Source organism: Enterobacter sp. HNDS-6 (assembly GCF_039850505.1).
Lineage (GTDB): Bacteria > Pseudomonadota > Gammaproteobacteria > Enterobacterales > Enterobacteriaceae > Enterobacter > Enterobacter kobei.
The window spans coordinates 2,499,616-2,520,316 of sequence record NZ_CP156673.1 but is presented as its reverse complement, the minus strand read 5'-3'; the positions used below and the strand labels follow the sequence as shown (position 1 = coordinate 2,520,316).

Genomic DNA, 20,701 nt, shown 5'->3' with positions numbered 1-20,701 from the left:
GATGGGAAGCACAGTTACTCCGACATCGCCTGCCCTGTTTCACGCTTAACAGCCGGTATATCGCCTGTTTCATTCAGCGCTCCCGGAAACGTCTTCAACCACTGCGCGACTTTCTGCTTATTTATATTCACCACACTCATACCTTCCAGGCATCCCCATAATTCTCTTGTATGCTGAGGCGTAATCACAATGCAGTCTTTCATGGCGCGGATTTTTACGGGCATGCCGTCGATAAAGCCCGCACGGGTTAACCACTCGCCGCCCAGAAGAAGATATTTCATATCTATTCGGGAATAGAGTTCGCAGCAGGCGGCACTGTCCTGCAGCGTCTCCACGCGTGGATGGACGGGCGCCGCGTTGGGCTGGTTGCCGTGCAGACGGCGGGCGCTGTTTTTGCGTGCCAGTTCGCGGTTTTCAATCATGCCGGTGAAAGCGTCTGATTCTGTTTTGCAAACAGTAAACTCTGGCTTAAAATTCGTCGCAGCCATTTTCAACTCCTTCAAAGTTGTTTGTGGTTAGCGGTATGGGGGTGTTGCAGCACCTTCATATCGCGAATTCCTCGTTTAGATTTCTTTGATACTTCCTTTCGCCGGTTGGCGTAATTTCTGGTGACCATTATACAGGGCTGAATATAAATACAGCGGTTTGGCGTTGAGTAAATTTGGAATTTGCGAGGGGGATTCAGGAAATAGAGTTCTGTGCAGTAAGGTCATGTTTTTGTTGATTGCGGGTTGATTGGTCTGGGTTTTTCGAGCATCATCGCAAAACTACTAGCTCCTGTAACCGAACTATGACCATCGCAAAATCTCTTAGTCAAAAAATTGCCGGGATGAAAACTGCCTGGTACAACAAAGCACCAGCGTTGAATAAACCCTTACTTGTTCTGTACATCCTTTCCCAGTACAAGAAAGGCCATGAGCGGCTTTTCCAGTTTCAGGATGAAATAAAAGATCAACTACGAGATTTGCTAAAACGCTACGGGCCAAAACGCAGCAACTATGAAGTTCTAATGCCATTCTGGCGGTTAAAGCATGATGGCTTCTGGGCACTGGAAGGAACAGACTCTGCACTACTTAAAAGCCCTGAGGAACCGAGGCTGCAGACGGTCTTAGATAACAACGTGCGCGGTGGCTTTGATGTTACCTCCTTTTTTCTATTACAAAATCAGAAACTCTTGATCGATTCGCTCGCAAAACAGGTAGTTGTACAATATTTACCTATAGAATTTCACTCTGCGCTGTTCAAGGAACTGGGGTTTGAAACACCTGAGCCATTTGAGGTAAATGAAAACCCGAACGACCGAATCGCTCTCGTTCAACCAGACATTGATATTATCACTCAGGATCTCGCGATAGACGAAACAACCCGAACAGCATTGATTCAGGCCAGAATCGGACAGGGTAATTTCCGGGCAGAATGCCTGAGACTGTATCCCGCCTGTCCTGTAACAGGTATTACATTTCAGCCATTACTGAGAGCGAGCCATATTAAGCCCTGGTCCGCATGCCAAACTGCGAAAGAAAGATTAGATCCGTATAACGGTCTCATGCTTGCGGCTCATATTGATACTTTATTTGACTCTGGCTGGATTTCATTCGCTAACGAAGGCGACGTTCTGATAAGCAATCATCTTGATTTTGGTACATGCGACAAACTGAATTTACCAGAGAGGATCATTGCGTTGCCGAAACCCTCATACAATTACATGCAATGGCACCGACAAAATGTTTTTAAGGGTTAATAGACATGATTGTATTAAACATTCTGAGCACCCTGTGATTTATAAGGGTGCTCAGGCACTTCATACCGTTTTATAACTGCCGCTGCTCAAGGCTGGAATAAATCGTTTTGATCTCAGCTTTTAAGCTATCACCGCGATAGACCATCGACGTATCGTATCGCTGGTATCTTTCCTCTCGCGCGGCGCTAAACCAGTTAAAGGAACCTACGCAGAGCAGCCCCTCATCACCAACCACAATCTTACTGTGAACACGGTTGACCAGTTTCGTCCTAATGCCCATTTCATTCAACCTTTCTAGGGCTTCATTCAGGCGCTGTTGTTTCTCTTTCCGCTTTTCAAAATCTGCATGCTCTGTATTAAACGTTTTATCCGTTACTACAGTGATATCAATTCCGCGGGTGCGCGCCTGAGACATCGACGCCAGAAAACCTGTCTGTTCCAGCTTTTGCCAGGTGAGCCACGGGGAAACGATAGTAATACTCTGATTAATGGAGTCAAAAGTCTGGTTCAGAAACGCATCATGTTGCTCCACACCGTGCAGGGTGGAAATCTGCGTCTGTGAGTTAGTTAAATCCTGGCGTTCCTGAAACTCAAACTGCAACGCATTGTCAGTGGAAGCAAACAGGTATTTCGCCAGCAGCCCCCGTGGTGACGATCCGGGTTGGATCTCAAAAAGGTCCATATCACCAAAGACCAGGAAGCTATCCTTCGCACGCGAAACGGCAACGTTTAGCATGCTGCTGTCGCTGTCGATAAATCCGCCATCTTCATGTTTCGAATACACGGGAGAGAACAGCACAATTGCCCGCTCCGCTCCCTGTAAGGAGTGGACCGTCCCGACGGTCAGCGAGCTTTCATCACCATTGCAATGGATATCCAGCTTACGCAATGACGACTTAATCGCACTGACCTGCGCCGAAAACGGGGTCACAACGCCAACTAATTCATGTAACGGTTTATTGTAGTGCCGCTCAATCTCGTCTTTATGCGCTGCAAGCCATGCCGCTATCGTCTTCGCTTCAAAGTCGTTATAGCGACTACCACCACTGGCCTGCATACCTTTACCATCTATATGCAGATAGCCCATTGCAGGGAAGATTGTTCCGTTTTCCTCCCCTCGTTTAGGCTGCAACTTACCGTGATAGCAGAGGGCGTTACAGTAGCCGATAATGTTATCGAAGCAGCGGCGGTGTTCATAAAGGTACATCCCCCTCGCCAGATCCGGATCGTACTGGTAGCGCGAGTTAAACTGTGCAACCTTCATAACGCTGCCGGATGCAGCGCTCTTTCCTGACTCACACACCAGGGCATATGCATCAGTCAGTTCTTCCTGCGTTCCTCCCGGAAGAATGTTTTCCTCAACCATGTTGCCGATATCAATAACAGGCAGGCTATTCCAGATAGGCGCAATCTGTTCGGTGTCGCCAATCACCAGCGCTTTCTTCGCCAGTGCGAAGGACGCGGCGGCAACCTCAGGAAGAACCTGCCCCGCTTCATCGACAATCAGCAAATCGGCGAAGTTATATAAATAACCATCATCAAACTTCTTGCCGCCAACATGTTCCCTGATGAGCATATGGTGAGGGAGCATAAAGCAGGTCATCACGACGCAAGGAGTGAGCTTCATTCTTCGCAGCCAGCGGGCTTTGATGGTCTTCGCCCCTTTGAGACCTTTTTCTTTTTGAAGGTTATCGATAGCAGCCATATCCATCAGCCACCGGCCTTCCCAGTAATGCGTCGCCAGCAGAAACGCCGGGAAACGGAGCTGTGTATCTGCAAGCTCATCGGCTTCATGCAGACTCAACTCTGTTTCGCCCGGATTTCCCAGTGAGTGTGTAATATCGTGCCAGCGTATAGCTGCTTCGCTTTCACGTCGGGAAATGTCCTCAGCAAGATCAATCTGCTGCTGATACCCGGCCAGTTCTTTACGCGCTTGTTCAATCAATCCATTGATAAAGGTATCAATTCCGTCAGGCAGAGTTCCCTGGAATGCAGTCATTCTTTCGCCAAACGTAGCCTCCAAAAACAGCTTTATTTGATAGTGACGCTTAGTACGCACGGCGGGAAGCCAGGAGAAAAGTGCAAACATGATCGACTCACCGGCGCGATATTGTTCCCATTGTTTTTTGCCCTGCGTTAATAGCGAGATTTCATTTGTGCTATTAAGCAGTGACGTTCTCTTATCCTCAATATACTGTTCTAGATCGTCACTGACGGCGCTCCGCTCCTCGCGTATGGCGTTCAGGGCGTCCCACGCAGGCTCGATTTGCTCAAGCTCTGCAGAAAGTTCAACCAAATGCTGATGAAGGAGATCCACAACCTGTTCAGGAGAAGAACATTCCTCATTCGGAAAAGCTGCCCTTGCCTTTTCCAGGAAGAAGCACAGCGCATCTTCTACATATTCAAGGGATTCAACACGGTTAAAAAAATCTTCTGTCTGGTATTTTTTTGCTGCCTCGGCTTTTCGGCTTGAAGACGGGAAGTAAGCGCCAAAGCTTTTTACATCAGGTAACCAACGTCCGGCCATAGGCCCACTGCCGGTAGCAAAGTCTTTTCCGAACGCCTCAATAATGTTGGTAACCGCCTGGTTGTTGGTTGAAGTCGCAATCACCACTGGTGGTTCAGTTTTGTTAAGCGCCGCCCTCGCCCACTCTGTGGCAATGATAGAGAGCACCAGGGTGGTTTTTCCGGTTCCCGGAGGACCGTTCACAGCAAGAATATCGCCCGGCTGCTGAGTGAGATAATGGCTCAAGGCATCGCGCTGTGCGACAGCCAGAGGGAATTTGTCGCCAGAATGGCCCAGACGCTCACTGAACATGGCATTACTGGCCAGGAGCGGCTCAACAGAAGATTTATTTTGTGAAGCAAAACGCGCCAGCAATGGCACCTTTTTTTTGCACGACAGTAAATGATCGTACATGGGCAGAATATGAATGCTGGCGCCGCCAGACTGGTTGGCTTTAATCACATAGCCATATCCAGCCGGCTCATATTGCTCTGGTGAATCGAGCCATTTCCCGGCCACACTTTTTAAAAGTTCATATGTCTCTTTAAGGTACGTTCGCCACAACTGCTTATAGCGAGCATATCGTTCCGCCCGTTGTTCATCTGTTTCCTCGCGCTGTTCATCCTCATCACCGGGACCAAAAGTGATTGAATCATGCGTGGTTTTGTACCTGTCATATTCCACCATCTCACCAATAGAAAAAGTACCTTTTGGGAGTGGTTCAAGCAGGTCACGGGGAATGGTTGCAGGAGATGCGGGAAACAAGAAGCCTTCACGGTTCAACAGTGCGGAAGTCACCAATGGTGTAACGATACCGGGAGCACCTGCCGTCCGTTCTTTGCCATGCTTTAACAGGCGGATCCACACCTGCGGCCGTAACAACACCTCGACGGTTTTAACCTGCTCGTCTTCGCCTTCGAAGAACGACTGCACTATCTCTTCATCCAACCTTCCCTGCTGGACGTTCATCCATTGTATGAATGAATCTTCTTCTTTGCGCTCAAATGCCCCTTTTCCAGACTCGGCATCAGCTAAGGTATTACGCCAGTATGAAGTGAATCCCTGAGTATTACTGTCCATTCCCCATCCCGTGACTTAAATGAAATTATTGATTTCGCTGATATAAATTATTCATATGATTAAGTATTGTCCACGTTGCGAGCGCGATCGCAATAAATTGTTAGTAACAAACATGTAGTAAATTCTTGAAGGTGAAGAATGCTAATAACTCGAATTATCCACCTTGATTTTGCCCGTTGTTCCCCAAAACACCTGATCAGCTCATTACCTGATACATTAATCTGTGTAAAATCAGAGCTAATCCTATTTCGTTGAGAGCTCTGCTATGGTTGGCGAAAACAAAACTCATCTGACGGAAACAGACATTATTACCAAATATATCCTGCCTGCCGTCAAGACCGCAGGCTGGGATGTCATGTCACAAGTCCGCCAGGAAGTAAAACTGCGCGATGGCAAAGTTGTAGTCCGTGGCAAACTGGCCTCACGTATCAAAGTCAAATCTGCCGATATCGTGCTATACCACAAGCCAAACTTGCCGTTGGCAGTGATCGAAGCCAAGGCCAATAAGCACGCCATCAGCAAAGGAATGCAGCAGGGGCTGGACTACGCCAACTTGCTTGATGTGCCTTTTGTGTTTGCCTCCAATGGTGATGGGTTTATCTTCCACGATAAAACCAACCCGCAGCAGCTCGAATCCGAAATTGCCCTCAGCGACTTCCCAACACCTGAGCAGCTCTGGCAAAAATACTGTGTCTGGAAAGGGTTCACTCAGGAGCAATTGCCCGTTATTAGTCAGGATTATTACGATGACGGTAGCGGCAAATCTCCTCGTTACTATCAGATGCAGGCGATCAACCGAACGGTAGATGCCGTGTCGGCAGGAAAGAATCGCATTCTGCTGGTCATGGCAACCGGTACGGGTAAAACCTATACCGCATTCCAGATCATCTGGCGGCTCTGGAAGGCCAAAAACAAAAAACGCATCCTTTTCCTCGCTGACCGCAATATCCTTGTCGATCAAACCAAGAACAATGATTTCCAGCCTTTCGGTACAGCAATGACCAAAGTTACCGGACGCACTATCGATCCCGCCTATGAGGTGCATCTGGCGCTGTACCAGGCTATTACCGGACCGGAAGAGCATCAGAAAGCCTATAAACAGGTAGCGCCGGATTTCTTTGACCTGATAGTGATTGACGAATGCCACCGTGGCAGCGCGTCTGAAGATTCAGCCTGGCGAGAGATTCTGGAGTATTTCGGCAGCGCCACACAGGTTGGCCTGACGGCGACGCCAAAAGAAACGGAAGACGTCTCCAATATCGATTACTTCGGTGAGCCGGTTTACACCTATTCTCTCAAAGAGGGCATTGAAGACGGTTTTCTCGCCCCCTATAAAGTCGTGCGCGTTGACATCGATGTTGATGTTCAGGGATGGCGTCCCGTCAAAGGCCAGCTGGACAAATACGGCGAAGTGATTGAAGACCGAATCTATAATCTGAAAGATTTTGACCGCAAACTGGTCATTGATGAACGCACCATGCTGGTAGCGCAGACCATCACTGATTACCTGAAACGCACCAATCCGATGGATAAAACCATTGTTTTCTGCAACGACATCGATCACGCCGACCGTATGCGCCACGCGCTGGTGGTGCTCAACCCTGAGCAGGTGTTGAAGAACGAAAAGTACGTGATGAAAATCACCGGCGACGATGACATCGGCAAGGCGCAACTCGATAACTTTATTAATCCTAAGAAAGCCTACCCCGTTATCGCGACAACATCAGAGCTGATGACAACCGGCGTTGATGCGCAGACTTGCAAGCTGGTCGTACTGGATCAGAACATCCAGTCGATGACTAAATTTAAACAGATCATCGGGCGCGGCACACGTATCAACGAAAAACACGGCAAGCTGTGGTTCACCATTCTCGATTTCAAAAAGGCGACCGAGCTGTTTGCCGACCCACGCTTTGACGGTTTGCCGGAAAAAGTGCTGGTGGTAAAACCCGACGATATCTCCGATGAAAGCTCCGACTTCAATGAGCGGCTGGATGAAGAAACCACGAACGATGATGGGAATAATCCTCCCAATGAAATGCGAGAAGACGCCGCTGAGTATCATGTTAACCGCGACAACCATTCCGGAAACGGTGAATTTCATAGCGATGATAAAGAAAAAGTCCGCAAGTTCTATGTGAATGGCGTAGCGGTGAAAGTACTGGCGAAGCGCGTTCAGTATTACGATTCTGACGGCAAGCTGGTCACTGAATCCTTCCAGGATTACACCCGCAAAACGATGCTGAAAGACAGCGAGTACGCCTCGCTGGATAGCTTCGTGCGCAAATGGCAGGAGGCGCCTCGCAAGCAGGCGATTATTGAAGAACTGGCACAGCTGGGGATTCTGTGGGATGTGCTGGCCGAAGAGGTGGGCAAAGATCTCGACCCGTTTGATTTGCTCTGTCATGTGGTGTACGGTCAGCCGCCGTTAACCCGTCAGGAGCGCGCGGCCAACGTACGTAAGCGTAACTATTTTACGAAATACGCCGAACCGGCTCAGCAAGTTCTCTACACCCTGCTGGACAAATACGCCGATGAAGGCGTGCAGGAAATCGAGGATGTTCAAGTGCTAAAACTGAAGCCGTTCGATGCACTGGGTCGACCAATAGAGATCATCAAAACCCGCTTTGGCGACAAAAAGGCGTATGAGCAAGCCGTTAACGAACTGGAAAACGAAATTTACCAGCTACCGCCGCGCTCAGCCTGATAACACGTAAATTTATTGCCACTAGCCGCAACTGCGACCGGTAGCATCCTTTTTAAGTATGGAAAGAAAACATGTCGATTAGTTCAGTCATTAAATCTCTTCAGGACATTATGCGTAAAGACGCCGGTGTGGACGGCGATGCCCAGCGTCTGGGGCAGCTTTCATGGCTGCTGTTTTTGAAGATTTTTGATACCCAAGAAGAAGAGCTGGAACTGGAGCAGGATGACTACCAGTTCCCTATCCCGCAGCGTTATTTATGGCGTAGCTGGGCGGCAAACAGCGAAGGCATCACCGGTGATGCGTTGCTGGAATTTGTGAACGACGACCTGTTCCCGACGCTGAAAAACCTCACCGCGCCGATCGATAAGAACCCGCGTGGCTTTGTGGTTAAACAGGCGTTCAGCGATGCCTACAACTACATGAAAAATGGTACGCTGCTGCGTCAGGTAATCAACAAGCTCAATGAAATTGACTTCAGCAGCAGCCAGGAGCGCCATCTTTTTGGCGATATCTACGAGCAGATCCTGCGCGATCTGCAAGGCGCCGGAAATGCGGGCGAATTCTATACCCCACGTGCCGTGACGCGCTTTATGGTCAATCGTATTGATCCAAAACTGGGCGAATCCATTATGGACCCGGCGTGTGGCACCGGCGGCTTCCTTGCCTGCGCTTTCGACCATGTGAAAGAGCATTACGTTAAAACGACCGAAGACCATAAAACGCTGCAACAGCAGATCCACGGCGTGGAGAAAAAGCAGCTTCCGCACCTGCTGTGTACCACCAACATGTTGCTGCACGGTATTGAAGTGCCGGTGCAAATTCGCCACGACAACACGCTCAATAAACCGCTTTCCTCGTGGGATGAACAGCTGGACGTGATTGTCACCAACCCGCCGTTTGGCGGCACCGAAGAAGACGGCATCGAGAAAAACTTCCCGGCAGAGATGCAGACCCGTGAAACCGCCGATCTGTTCCTGCAACTGATTATCGAAGTGCTGGCCGACAAAGGCCGCGCAGCGGTGGTCCTGCCGGACGGTACGCTGTTTGGCGAAGGCGTAAAAACCAAAATCAAAAAACTGCTCACCGAAGAGTGCAACCTGCACACCATCGTGCGCTTGCCGAACGGCGTGTTTAACCCGTATACCGGTATCAAAACCAATATTCTGTTCTTTACCAAAGGCCAGCCGACTAAAGAGGTGTGGTTCTACGAGCACCCGTACCCGGAAGGTGTGAAGAACTACAGCAAAACCAAGCCGATGAAGTTTGAAGAGTTCCAGGCGGAAATCGACTGGTGGGGCTTTGAAGCTGATGGTTTTGCCAGCCGCGAAGAGAATAATCAGGCGTGGAAAGTCAGCATCGGCGACATCATCGCCCGTAACTTCAACCTTGATATCAAGAACCCGTATCAGGGTGAAACCATCAGCCACGATCCGGATGAGCTGCTGGCGCAGTACCAGACTCAGCAGGCGGAAATCAGCGAGCTGCGTAACCAGCTGCGCGATATCCTTGGTGCGGCTCTGGCGGGTAACAAGGGGGCGCACTGATGACCGTCGAGAAGCTGATCACCGACCATATCGATATCTGGTCCTCTGCGCTGCAAACCCGCTCCACTACCGGGCGCGGCAGTAATGGCAAAATCGATCTGTATGGCATCAAGAAACTGCGCGAACTGATTCTGGAACTGGCGGTGCGTGGCAAACTGGTGCCGCAGGATCCGAATGATGAACCGGCGTCTGAGTTACTGAAGCGTATTGCCGCTGAGAAAGTGGAGCTGGTGAAGCAGGGGAAGATTAAAAAACAGAAGCCGCTGCCGGAAATTAGCGAAGATGAAAAGCCGTTTGAATTGCCGGAGGGGTGGGAGTGGGCTCGTTTAGGTAGCACTGTTGCAATTATTCGTGGGATTACATTCCCTGCGAGTGAAAAGCATAAAGAACCGTCAGAAGGAAAAGTTGCTTGCCTGCGGACAGCGAATGTTCAAGATAGCATTGAATGGGATGATTTACTTTATGTCAGTGAATCATTTGTGAAGCGTTCTGAGCAATTCGCTGAAAAAGGCGATATTGTTATGTCAATGGCAAATAGTCGAGAGCTAGTTGGGAAAGTTGCATATATCTATAATATTCCTACTGGCTCCGCAACATTTGGTGGTTTCTTAAGCGTCATTAGGCCATATGGCTTTAATGCTGCTTTTCTGATGTCAGTATTACGTTCTCCTAATATAAAATCTATTCTTATTGATAGTTCAAGTCAGACAACTAATATTGCTAATATTTCTCTCGAAAAGTTAAACCCGCTTGTTATTTCAGTTCCGCCTATTGGCGAACAGAATCGAATTGCTTCTAAAGTAGAAGAACTCATGTCCCTCTGTGACCAACTGGAACAGCAATCTCTAACCAGTCTGGAGGCACATCAACAACTGGTGGAAACACTGCTGGCAACGCTGACCGATAGTCAGAATGCCGAAGTTCTTGCTGAAAACTGGGCACGAATAAGCCTGCATTTCGACACGCTTTTTACCACCGAAGCGAGTATCGATGCGCTCAAGCAAACCATACTGCAACTGGCTGTAATGGGTAAACTGGTGCCGCAAGATCCCAACGACGAACCTGCTTCTGAGCTGTTAAAACGTATTGAGCAGGAAAAAGCGCAACTGGTGAAAGAAGGTAAAATTAAAAAACAAAAACCGTTGCCGCCTGTGAATGATGAGGAAAAACCATTTGAATTACCGGAGGGATGGGAGTGGTGTAAGTTACAAAACATCACGTCAAAAATAACTGATGGTGATCATAAAACCCCACCGAGAATTACTAACGGTTATAAATTACTGTCGGCTAAAAATGTTCGAGATGGGTATATTGATTATGATAACTGCGACTATATTTCTGAAGAGGATTATCTTAAATCAAGAGAGCGGTGCCTTCCTGAGATCGGTGATCTTTTAATTGTATCTGTTGGCGGAACAATTGGTCGTAGTTCTTTAATAAAAGATAGTGCTAACTTTGCATTAGTTAGAAGTGTAGCAATTATAAAACCATTGTTGTTTAACTCTAACTATCTTAAGTTTTCAATGGACTCATTTTTATTGCAGAAAATCATCAATGAAACTAAACGGGGAGGAGCACAACCTTGTTTGTATCTTTCTGAAATATCGAATTTTCTTTTCCCTATGCCTCCAGAGAAAGAACAGAAGCGAATAGTTTCAAAAATAGAACACCTTTCGTCAATTTGCGATCGCCTTAAATCCCGCCTGCAATCTGCCCAACAAACCCAGCTCCACCTGGCGGATGCCCTTACTGACGCAGCATTAAACTAAGGAACAGTCGATGCCAATTCATCATGCTATCTGGCGGGTGGGAGAGAACCCTCAACCGCTGACCATCAGCCGACTGGCCAGCGAGCAACTGCTGGAGAAGATGATTTTAAACGACCCTACCATCCTCTCCGATCAGTGGATGATCATCGGCCATCAGGAAAATACGCTCGATAAAGGGCGTATCGATCTATTGGCTATCGCGCCGGATGCCTCGCTGATCCTGATTGAACTCAAGCGCGACCGCACGCCGCGTGAAGTGGTTGCCCAGGCGCTGGATTACGCCTCCTGGGTGGATGATTTAAGTGCCGAACGTCTGTCGCAGATTTACGATAGATTTTCCGGTGGTGGAAACTTAGGTGACGCATTCAGACAACGCTTCAATGCCGAGCTGGAAGATGATGCCATCAACAAGTCACATCAAATCATTATTGTCGCAGCGGAGCTGGATCCCTCCACCGAGCGTATCGTCGACTATCTGAGCAAGAACGGCATCTCGATTAACGTTCTGTTCTTTAAAGTATTCCAGCATGGTGACGAACAATTCTTAAGCCGTGCCTGGCTTATCGACCCGAGCGAAACGCAAACTAATGCCGCGCAAGCCACTGCCGGAACAAGCGCCAACGCTAAAGAGCCATGGAACGGTGAGTTTTATGTCTCATTTGGCGATCCGCAAAGTCGCGTCTGGGAAGAGGCACGTCGATATGGGTTTATCAGTGCGGGTGGTGGGAGCTGGTATAGTCAGACGTTAAAACAGCTTCAGCCGGGCGACCGCGTTTGGGTAAAAATTCCGGCAACAGGTTACGTCGGCGTAGGGATTGTACAGAGCGCCGTTGAGCCTGTCAGTAGCTTCACCATCAACACTGACGATGGCGAAAAGCGGGCGATGGATGTGCTTAAGTACAGAGATCTCTACCACCAGAATGCGGATGACCCCGACAAGTCCGAGTATTTTGTCCCCGTGAAATGGCTGGAGACCCGCAGTGAACAAGAGGCGGTGAACGAGGTCGGATTCTTCGGTAATCAAAATACGGTCTGCAAACCTACAACTCCAAAATGGCGACACACTATTGAAAAACTTAAGCGATACTTCGGAAACTGGAACGCCGAATTGTAATTTTCAAAGGAGTGTCGCTTTCCAAATATACAAGAAATCATTATTTCTGAAGGCATCTAAAAGTGGATGATTCGTTTTATTGGAACAGTTGCATTCTCGTTAATTAAAGCGGCTGCTTCCGACCGGCGAATGGTCATTCAAAAGCTGAGAATGTAGTTATTTTTTAAAGAGGAATTGGCATGATTATTAGCCTTGAAGAGCTTGGCCTTGCCTACCGCAAAGCAAAAGTCGATCTGTACTATTCATCCCATGTTTCGCTGGAAGCAATTGCGTCTTACGAAGACTCCCTACATACGAATCTGACGGTTCTGCAGGGAAAAATACAAGGTAACGACGAATCATGGGTGGAAGAGAATGAGTTCACTGGCAACTGGTTTCTGGCCACCAAATCTGTAGACATGTCTTGCTGGGAACAGCAGCGAGAACCGCAAGCTAACGGTCTCATATTTTCCTCACCTGCTGAAAAGTGGGCATATGCTTGCAACTCAATGGCTGATAAAAACGAACAAAAAAAAATCAAAGCTGAGTTTCGAGTAATGGCTCAATGCAGCCTAGATTTTCATGTTCTCTCAACTCTTTGGATGTTAAAAGTCGGGCATCTTTTTGATGCCAAATTATCTACCTGTGCTTACGGTAACCGCCTGCGCCGTACTCTAGATGGAAAAGACATCAATGCACTTTCAATTGGCTCTTTTCAACCTTATCTCAGACCTTTTCGTGATTGGCGTGACAATGGCATTAACGCCATGCGGAGCGCACTAAGTGAAAGCAAAAAAATCGTGGCACTCACTGCTGATGTTAGTTCTTTCTATCACGAACTGAATCCCGGGTTTATGCTTGATCCAACCTTCGTCAAAGATATTTTGGAGTTGGAACTCACTGCAGAACAAAGCAAGCTTAATCGATTATTCATTAATGCGTTAAAAGCATGGGCAATTGAGACTCCGTTGAAGAAAGGGTTACCAGTAGGTCTCCCTGCTTCAGCTGTTGTTGCCAACGTAGCCCTGATCGAGCTGGATCGCGTTATTGAGCAGCAAGTCGCACCTATCTATTACGGACGGTATGTAGATGACATCATTCTGGTCATGGAAAATGGTGCGAATTTCCGTTCCATGGCAGAGCTATGGCAATGGTTGTTCGCCCGTTCTTCCGGCAAACTGGACTGGGTAAAGGGCGAGGAAAACAAACAGATCAGTTTTCAACCAAACTATCTGCATGACAGCCAGATTCGTTTTGCAAATGCGAAGAATAAAGTGTTTATCCTAGCGGGTGACCCTGGAAAAACATTAGTGGAAGCTATTGCTCATCAGATTTATGAACGAGCCAGCGAGTGGCGAGCCATGCCTCGGTTACCGCATTCCTCGAACAATGTTGGAACTGATTTGCTTGCTGCAACTCAAAGTAATGGCGAAGTCGCTGACAATTTGCGTAAAGCAGATGCACTGACTATGCGTAGGGCTGGTTTTGCTATCAAACTACGCGACTTTGAAGCCTATGAGCGTGACCTACAACCGGGTACCTGGAAAGGCCATCGCCAGGCATTTTTTCGGGCATTTATTGATCATGTTGTGGTTCTGCCACAATTCTTTGATTTATCAGTCTACCTACCCCGAGTGATCCGACTGGCCACGGCCTGTGAGGACTTTGTCGAACTGCGCAAACTTATCTTAGCGCTCGAGAATATTTGCGATGAAGTTCGAGAAAATTGCCTCCTTACCATCAAGGCGTGTCCTGATGATAACCTCCCTTTTGAAGAAGAGATTATTGGCAAATGGAGGGCTCAGCTTTTTAGCAGTGTGCTTGAAGCTATCGTTGCAGCATTTCCTCCGCGTATTTCCAAGGTGGGTAAGCAAGCCTGGAATGACCATTTAAAAAACTGGCACGCCCGGTGTGGGCTAGACATTGAATATTCGGGTCGTGATTTTTCATTAAAGGGCTACCAAGAACAGCAGGCGAGATTATTCTCTTTCGACTTAGCACACATGCCATTCCGCTTTATTGGTCTACCAAAAGAGATGATTGCTCAACGGGGCATACCCGCTCCGAAAACAGTAGCCCACTGTGCGGAAGCAGCAGAATTACTGCCTGATATTGTCGTTTTGGGTAATCAGGTTGTAGCAAAATGGTGCAAATTTAAAATCATTCCACATGGACTGCTATTTGCCACCCGGCCTTTCAGCCTACCGGAACTCTTTATCCTAAACAATGAGGCTTATACAGCCTCAGCTCAGCAAGAAATGCGAGCTATTGTTCTCGCTGTTCGCGGTTTTGTACTAGGTAATAAAACACCTTGTGTCAATAAACAAGGCATATTGCAAATTCCTGACGGCCAATCTGCTGGAAAATATGGGGTTGCCGTCTCTAGCTGGAAAACGTCCATGTCAAGCTGGACTGCGGCGGTCATGCGTTCAGCCGATCCGGATGCAAACCGTTACACTCGCTTATGTCGCTTGCTTGATGGTGTGATAGCCCAACCACATAACAGTCGTTACTTAATTCTGCCGGAGCTCTCACTCCCTGCGCACTGGTTTATTAGAATTGCCCGTAAGTTACAAGGTCGCGGGATTTCACTTGTCACCGGCATTGAATATTTACATGCCAGTAAAGCAAGAGTACGCAATCAGGTATGGGCTTCCTTGTCTCATGATGGATTGGGTTTTCCTTCACTAATGATTTACCGTCAGGACAAACAACGCCCAGCACTGCATGAAGAGCAGGAATTACAGCGACTAGCAGGGCTAGAAATGAAACCAGAAAAGAAATGGACAACGCCTCCTATCATTCAACACGGTGATTTTCGTTTTTCCTTGTTGATTTGTAGTGAGCTGACCAATATTAGTTATCGCGCAGCGCTTCGTGGCAACGTTGACGCGCTGTTTGTGCCAGAGTGGAATCAGGATACTGAAACTTTCAATGCCTTGGTCGAGTCTGCTGCGCTAGATATCCATGCTTACATCATCCAATGCAATGACCGCCAGTATGGCGATAGCCGCATCCGAGGCCCCTTCAAAGATAGCTGGAAGCGTGATGTATTACGAGTCAAAGGTGGTATTACAGATTATTGTGTAATAGGCGAGATTGACGTACATTCTTTACGACAATTTCAAAGTAGCTATCGTTCTCCTGGTAAACCCTTTAAGCCGGTTCCGGATGGATTTGAGATAGAGCACTCTCGAAAAATGTTGCCAGAAGCATAAGTAAAATTGGGAAAAAATATCGATGCAGGTTATTAAAGATGAGGCAACATGCCATAGTCAATCCATAACCTGCAGATGTAATTTGAAACTGCAAGTTGAGAGTTACTGATTTATTTGTGTATTCAACCCTCGCATAAAAATGAAGTAGCTTTCATATTCCACACTACTGATACCCCAAAAAAAACATATAACGAAAAAAAACAATTTTAAAACATGAGGTAGGAATAGCAATCTGACTGTGATGTAGTTATTTTTTTGATGAAGATAATCAGGCGCTCATTGTTCATAGCTACATCTTGATAAACATAGATGACTTAAATATACATATAACATTTCAGATAATTGATAAATATAGCAGCAGAATTTTACATTCATCATACCCCCTAATATTTGACTTGCATTTCCTTGACATTTATGGTAATGGTTATAGAAAAACAATCAGGAATTAAAATGTCGATACGGAATATAGATATCAGATGTGGCCACAGCAGGACCTCTATAGTGCTCTCTGTTATTGGTGCGTCGTTATTCACTGTCGCAGTATGGATATTTATTTTTTTCCTTATATTTAGACCAAGTTACCTTAAATTTTTTGGATTTGCTCCAAAATACTTTCTCACTAACCCATTAAAAAACCCAGACTCCGCTCAAAGTGAACACTTATTAGAGTTAATTTCTAACGGAACAATTCTTAGCTTAGATAACCTTTGGAGTATGCAAACAGGGCTTTACCAAACTATAATCACTGTCTTGATAGCGATTAATGCCATTCTTTGTGCATTATCTTTTGTGCTCATCAGAAACTCAACTAATTCAGTAGCCCGCGAAGAAGCCAGAAAAGAAACAATTACGGAAGTTTCCATACATCTTAGTAGCGCCGAGTTTAACAAAAGATTAAAAAAAATAGTTAAAGATAAAATAAAAGATGCCGATTTTGATATCGGAGATATAATGCAATCAATTGAATATTTGAGCAACTCAATTGAAGATCTTCAGAAGCAAAATCAGTTATTACAAGCTCAAGTCGATATATCTAACAAAAAATCACCTTCAAATAACTCCGAAAATAAAACTATAAGTGATGATGAACTTGGTAATGATTTGATCATTAGTGAAGGAAAATAATGATGGCTTTTATCAGAAAAAAAACACAAGAGAAGAAAGCACCTTCTTCCACTGATACATCAATGAATACACCAGAGCAGCTTTTACAATTCGCACAAAAAAACAATATTGACTTATATCCCTTAGATGTTTCCCGACTAACTATTCTGCTAGGAATAAAAATGCGGTTGGAACCTTTAAAAGGTGAAGACTCAGGCTGCTTATACAAGGATAATAAAAGCCAAGAGTGGATTATGCTTGTAAATTCTTTACATCACCCAAACCGACAAAGATTTACAATCGCTCACGAGATCGCACATTATTTGATGCATAGCAAGCAACTAGATTTCTTTAAAGATGAAGTTTTCTTTAGGAACGGAGAGTCTAATATAATTGAAATAGAAGCGAATCGTTTCGCTGCCGAATTATTAATGCCATCCGAAGCATTTAGTGTATTTATTAAACAAAAATCTACACTTGTAGCAGATATTGCCAATTACTTCGGTGTTTCAGCTATGGCTGTAAGAATAAGAGCTCAGCAACTAGGATATCAAGGACATAATTTATGAGTAATTTTACTTATTTCCCGATAATGAAAACCCGTGACGCCGAGCTCAAAGCAATGACTCATCTAAAAGATGATGTTTTTGATAAAATATTACCTATTTATGAACTAACCAAATCAAGAAAAACAAAAACTACTCCAGATGGAGACATACATAGACGTATGAAAGAGTTAAAAGAAATTCAAAAAGGCAGACCTTTCATACTCGACATTTGCATAAATGAAAATTATATGAATGCTCAACTTGAGCAACTCCTATCCCCGGACAATGGCTATTTTGAATGGCAATACTTTATCAATACCTATAACGAACTCAATATAATACCTATGGTTCATATTGATGATAATGATTCTCTCCACAATATGGAAAGTTTCATCCTATCACAAAGTAAGAAGGGTCGTTCTATAGCAGCAAGATTTCCAATAAATATTAATAATATAGATGAATACATAAAAATAATAACTTCAACCATGACTGTCAACCAAAAGCTCTTCATCATATTGGATTCGGAGCAGATAACTGAATCTAATATTGATGAAGTTATAGCAAACCTCCAGTTAAATATGGCGAAGATAAAACCAATGTTGAATAAAAACATCAATGCCATTATTGCAGGAACTTCATTTCCTAAAACGGTAGCCGACTATGGCGACAAAGAAGGCGATATTCCTATTTTTGAGGAATATATATATGAAAAATTCCAAGAACCTTATGTTCTATATGGGGATTACGCTTCTATTAATATTGAACAAATCGAAATAAAAGGTGGAACATTTGTTCCAAGAATAGATGTATCGTTGGAAAATATTATTTTTTATAAACGATACAGAAGAAATGCAGGCAGTTATCAAAAATGTGCGGAATATATTTTAAAAGATAAAAGATATGCGGCAATGGACATTTGGCCTGATAAAGAAATAGCAAAAGCAAAAGGCAACGAGCCTTCTGGCATTAGCCCTTCCTTTTGGATATCTGTACGAATGAATCATTTCATGAACACAAGAGTAAAATTAAGAAGTAAAGGTTAATCTATGTGATGGCATTCTATTTAAAGTCATTAAATCATCTCGGGTTATACTATCGCCTTTTTCATTTATGAAGGTTTCAAATGGAGCCTTCATTCTTTTCTCTAAAGAATATCTTGAAATGGATCTGATTTTCTTTAGATTAAAGGTTTCAGAAATTTTCTGACATAGTTCCATTTTTGATAACTTCCCAATCTTAACAAGACTTCTAATTTCTTTAATATTCAAAGTGCTTGCTAATATTAGCTTATCATGAGCCTTAAATTGTTTAGATTTTCTTATTAAAGTCACTTGCATATCATCTACCATAATTAAACCAATCTCTTTTGAAATAACCTTTCTAACATTATCAATATTGCCTGGCTCACAAACGATAAAGCAAAAATCAAAATATTTTTTATATCCATAAATTTGCTGTGGTAACCGAGTTACATTATCACCTGATGTTTTTATTTCAAATGCTGTTGCTATTCCATCACATATTGTTATTATGTCAGCTCTTCTGGCTCCGAAATCAAATCTAAACTCTGAGCCTATAATATTTTTTTTAATATTTGCCAAAAGATACTCAGTTAGCTTTATTTTGACTTCATACTCTTTCATTCTTTTTTTCCTTCCCCCACAAAATACTGGTTAAAAATACAGTAAAAATCACATTTTGTCATTTTATATTCACCAGTCTGTACTATTTTTGTACTAACCTTAGGTAACTTAATGATAGTTGCGTCTATTTTCTTCCAAGCAACTATCATTAAAATGATGCATTGATGTTATTTTTCTATCGCAATTCTGGCATAATCAAACGGACTAACCCCCATCTCCCGATTAGCATCCAGAAAGTCAGCCCACCATTGCAGCATCAGTTTGCGTTCATCTAGATGCTCTGCTTTATGAATATAAGCCGCACGTACTAAGTTACGTTCCATATGGCTCATTTGCCGCTCTACAGCATCCCTTGACCATAGCCCTGACTCAATCAGCGAGCTACATGCCATAGTCCTGAAGCCATGCCCACAAACCTCCACCTTAGTGTCATACCCCATAACACGCAGCGCCTTATTCACCGTATTTTCACTCATAGGCTTACGAGGGTTATGATCGCCAATGAAAACAAAATCGCGCTCACCACTAAGCTTGTGAACCTGTTCAAGGATTGCCAATGCCTGACGAGACAGCGGTACTAAGTGGGGTGTGCGCATTTTAGAACCACGTTGAGAATGCTTCACTCCATCGATAGCTTCTCGTTCTGCCGGGATTGTCCACATTGCCCTTTCAAAATCGATCTCGGACCAACGGGCGAAGCGCAATTCACTAGAACGAATAAAGATTAATAACGTGAGCTCAACAGCCAGACGAGTCAAAGGCCGCCCGGTGTAGCTATCAATTCGGTGGAGTAGTTCAGGTAAGCGTTTCAGTTCAAGTGCTGGTCGATGGACACGATTACTTGAAGCAACTGCCCCAGCCATCTCCTGAGCAGGATTGTAATCGATCAAACCGCTTTGCACTGCATAACGCATAATCGCATTGGTACGCTGCTGAAGACGCGAAGCCACTTCAAAACGCCCTGTAGCCTCAACGACCTTGATAGGAACGAGGAGATCGCGCGTGCTAAAACTATCAATACTCCGCTTCCCAATTGCTGGGAACAAATTATCCTCCAGACTCTTCAGCACCCGTCGGCTATGTTCTTCTGACCATTTTTTATTTGCGGCATGCCACTCTCGGGCAACTGACTCAAAGGTAATATTTTCTTTCGCCTGTTCTTCTTTCACAGCACGTTTGTGTTCGCGAGGATCGATTCCAGCAGCAACAAGCTTTCTGGCCTCTTCCCTCTTTTGACGAGCATCAGCTAATGACGTTTCAGGATAAACACCAAACGCCATCAGGTGCTGCTTACCACCAAAGCGAAAACGGAACCGCCAGTATTTTGAGCCGTTAGGGTGAATCAGCAAAAACATGCCATCCCCATCGACAAGGGTGTACTCCTTTTCCTGCGGTTTCGCAGAACGCACTTTGATATCTGTCAGAGCCATAAAAGTTCTCCTTCCATGTGCCGCAGTGAGTATATAACCATTATCGAACCAGCATATATACTCGGTTCTATACTCACAAGCAACTTGATGTGGGTTGACTCAGATTGACTTCTGTTGAAAGGAAAATCGCGGAAAGCCTTGTATGGCGCGGATTTCAGGCACAAAAAAAGACGTCCGTTGACGTCTATTGATGTTCCGATGGTGCCGAAGGCCGGACTCGAACCGGCACGTATTTCTACGGTTGATTTTGAATCAACTGCGTCTACCGATTTCGCCACTTCGGCACTGAAGGGGATGCGGAAACGTTGTGGATTA

13 protein-coding genes and 1 tRNA gene are annotated in these 20,701 nt (G+C 45.4%); 9 read left to right on the top strand and 5 right to left on the bottom strand.

What is annotated here, in order from left to right:
• Positions 1 to 14: 14 nt before the first annotated feature.
• Entirely contained in the window at positions 15 to 488 is a 474-nt protein-coding gene (locus ABFI50_RS11755) for a SymE family type I addiction module toxin (protein ID WP_074172299.1), read from the bottom strand.
• A 302-nt stretch (positions 489 to 790) separates the two neighbouring features.
• Here ABFI50_RS11755 and ABFI50_RS11750 point away from each other — a divergent pair, with 302 nt between their 5' ends.
• Complete coding sequence (locus ABFI50_RS11750) at positions 791 to 1,741, top strand: HNH endonuclease (protein WP_347484084.1); 951 nt, start codon at positions 791 to 793, stop codon at positions 1,739 to 1,741.
• Positions 1,742 to 1,811: 70 nt separating this feature from the next.
• Here ABFI50_RS11750 and ABFI50_RS11745 read toward each other — a convergent pair whose 3' ends face one another.
• A complete protein-coding gene (locus tag ABFI50_RS11745) occupies positions 1,812 to 5,327 on the bottom strand; it encodes an AAA domain-containing protein (RefSeq protein WP_347484081.1) in 3,516 nt (1,171 codons plus the stop codon).
• Between the two features lie 265 nt (positions 5,328 to 5,592).
• Between ABFI50_RS11745 and ABFI50_RS11740 the strand changes: the two genes are divergently transcribed.
• The 8 genes from ABFI50_RS11740 to ABFI50_RS11705 all read left to right on the top strand — a co-directional run bounded on the left by ABFI50_RS11740 (position 5,593) and on the right by ABFI50_RS11705 (position 18,356).
• On the top strand, positions 5,593 to 8,034 hold the full coding sequence (locus tag ABFI50_RS11740) for a DEAD/DEAH box helicase family protein (protein WP_063861807.1): 2,442 nt from the start codon (positions 5,593 to 5,595) through the stop codon (positions 8,032 to 8,034).
• A gap of 71 nt (positions 8,035 to 8,105) precedes the next feature.
• Positions 8,106 to 9,578, top strand: coding sequence for an N-6 DNA methylase (locus ABFI50_RS11735; RefSeq protein ID WP_063861806.1), 1,473 nt, complete (start codon positions 8,106 to 8,108; stop codon positions 9,576 to 9,578).
• The gene (locus ABFI50_RS11730) at positions 9,578 to 11,347 is read left to right on the top strand and encodes a restriction endonuclease subunit S (protein ID WP_063861805.1); all 1,770 of its coding nucleotides are present in this window, start codon (positions 9,578 to 9,580) and stop codon (positions 11,345 to 11,347) included. Before ABFI50_RS11735 ends, ABFI50_RS11730 begins: the two co-directional genes overlap by 1 nt.
• A gap of 10 nt (positions 11,348 to 11,357) precedes the next feature.
• Positions 11,358 to 12,461: a hypothetical protein gene (locus ABFI50_RS11725; RefSeq protein WP_063861802.1), complete on the top strand. Its 1,104-nt coding sequence runs from the start codon at positions 11,358 to 11,360 to the stop codon at positions 12,459 to 12,461.
• A gap of 179 nt (positions 12,462 to 12,640) precedes the next feature.
• Positions 12,641 to 15,658 carry a reverse transcriptase domain-containing protein gene (locus tag ABFI50_RS11720; RefSeq protein WP_063861800.1) on the top strand — a complete coding sequence of 1,006 codons (3,018 nt, stop codon included), beginning with the start codon at positions 12,641 to 12,643 and terminating at the stop codon, positions 15,656 to 15,658.
• A gap of 501 nt (positions 15,659 to 16,159) precedes the next feature.
• On the top strand, positions 16,160 to 16,783 hold the full coding sequence (locus ABFI50_RS11715) for a hypothetical protein (protein WP_347484075.1): 624 nt from the start codon (positions 16,160 to 16,162) through the stop codon (positions 16,781 to 16,783).
• On the top strand, positions 16,783 to 17,331 hold the full coding sequence (locus tag ABFI50_RS11710; RefSeq protein ID WP_080470336.1) for an ImmA/IrrE family metallo-endopeptidase: 549 nt from the start codon (positions 16,783 to 16,785) through the stop codon (positions 17,329 to 17,331). The genes ABFI50_RS11715 and ABFI50_RS11710 overlap by 1 nt, the downstream gene beginning before the upstream one ends.
• Positions 17,328 to 18,356 carry a beta family protein gene (locus ABFI50_RS11705; RefSeq protein WP_347484072.1) on the top strand — a complete coding sequence of 343 codons (1,029 nt, stop codon included), beginning with the start codon at positions 17,328 to 17,330 and terminating at the stop codon, positions 18,354 to 18,356. The genes ABFI50_RS11710 and ABFI50_RS11705 overlap by 4 nt, the downstream gene beginning before the upstream one ends.
• Here the strand turns inward: ABFI50_RS11705 and ABFI50_RS11700 are convergent.
• The 3 genes from ABFI50_RS11700 to ABFI50_RS11690 form a co-directional block, all read right to left on the bottom strand.
• Positions 18,339 to 18,956, bottom strand: a complete 618-nt coding sequence (locus tag ABFI50_RS11700) for an MmcB family DNA repair protein (protein ID WP_023301372.1) — start codon at positions 18,954 to 18,956, stop codon at positions 18,339 to 18,341. The two genes, ABFI50_RS11705 and ABFI50_RS11700, sit on opposite strands and share 18 nt — an antisense overlap.
• A 167-nt stretch (positions 18,957 to 19,123) precedes the next feature.
• A complete protein-coding gene (locus ABFI50_RS11695; RefSeq protein ID WP_023301371.1) occupies positions 19,124 to 20,386 on the bottom strand; it encodes an integrase arm-type DNA-binding domain-containing protein in 1,263 nt (420 codons plus the stop codon).
• Between the two features lie 199 nt (positions 20,387 to 20,585).
• Positions 20,586 to 20,670 (bottom strand) — tRNA-Leu (locus ABFI50_RS11690).
• Positions 20,671 to 20,701 lie beyond the last annotated feature (31 nt).

Excerpts from the sequence above, each read along its gene's own strand:
- ABFI50_RS11755 (WP_074172299.1), bottom strand. The coding sequence starts at position 488 with ATGGCTGCGACGAATTTTAAGCCAGAGTTTACTGTTTGCAAAACAGAA.
- ABFI50_RS11750 (WP_347484084.1), top strand. The coding sequence starts at position 791 with ATGACCATCGCAAAATCTCTTAGTCAAAAAATTGCCGGGATGAAAACT.
- ABFI50_RS11745 (WP_347484081.1), bottom strand. The coding sequence starts at position 5,327 with ATGGACAGTAATACTCAGGGATTCACTTCATACTGGCGTAATACCTTA.
- ABFI50_RS11740 (WP_063861807.1), top strand. The coding sequence starts at position 5,593 with ATGGTTGGCGAAAACAAAACTCATCTGACGGAAACAGACATTATTACC.
- ABFI50_RS11735 (WP_063861806.1), top strand. The coding sequence starts at position 8,106 with ATGTCGATTAGTTCAGTCATTAAATCTCTTCAGGACATTATGCGTAAA.
- ABFI50_RS11730 (WP_063861805.1), top strand. The coding sequence starts at position 9,578 with ATGACCGTCGAGAAGCTGATCACCGACCATATCGATATCTGGTCCTCT.
- ABFI50_RS11725 (WP_063861802.1), top strand. The coding sequence starts at position 11,358 with ATGCCAATTCATCATGCTATCTGGCGGGTGGGAGAGAACCCTCAACCG.
- ABFI50_RS11720 (WP_063861800.1), top strand. The coding sequence starts at position 12,641 with ATGATTATTAGCCTTGAAGAGCTTGGCCTTGCCTACCGCAAAGCAAAA.
- ABFI50_RS11710 (WP_080470336.1), top strand. The coding sequence starts at position 16,783 with ATGATGGCTTTTATCAGAAAAAAAACACAAGAGAAGAAAGCACCTTCT.
- ABFI50_RS11705 (WP_347484072.1), top strand. The coding sequence starts at position 17,328 with ATGAGTAATTTTACTTATTTCCCGATAATGAAAACCCGTGACGCCGAG.
- ABFI50_RS11700 (WP_023301372.1), bottom strand. The coding sequence starts at position 18,956 with ATGAAAGAGTATGAAGTCAAAATAAAGCTAACTGAGTATCTTTTGGCA.
- ABFI50_RS11695 (WP_023301371.1), bottom strand. The coding sequence starts at position 20,386 with ATGGCTCTGACAGATATCAAAGTGCGTTCTGCGAAACCGCAGGAAAAG.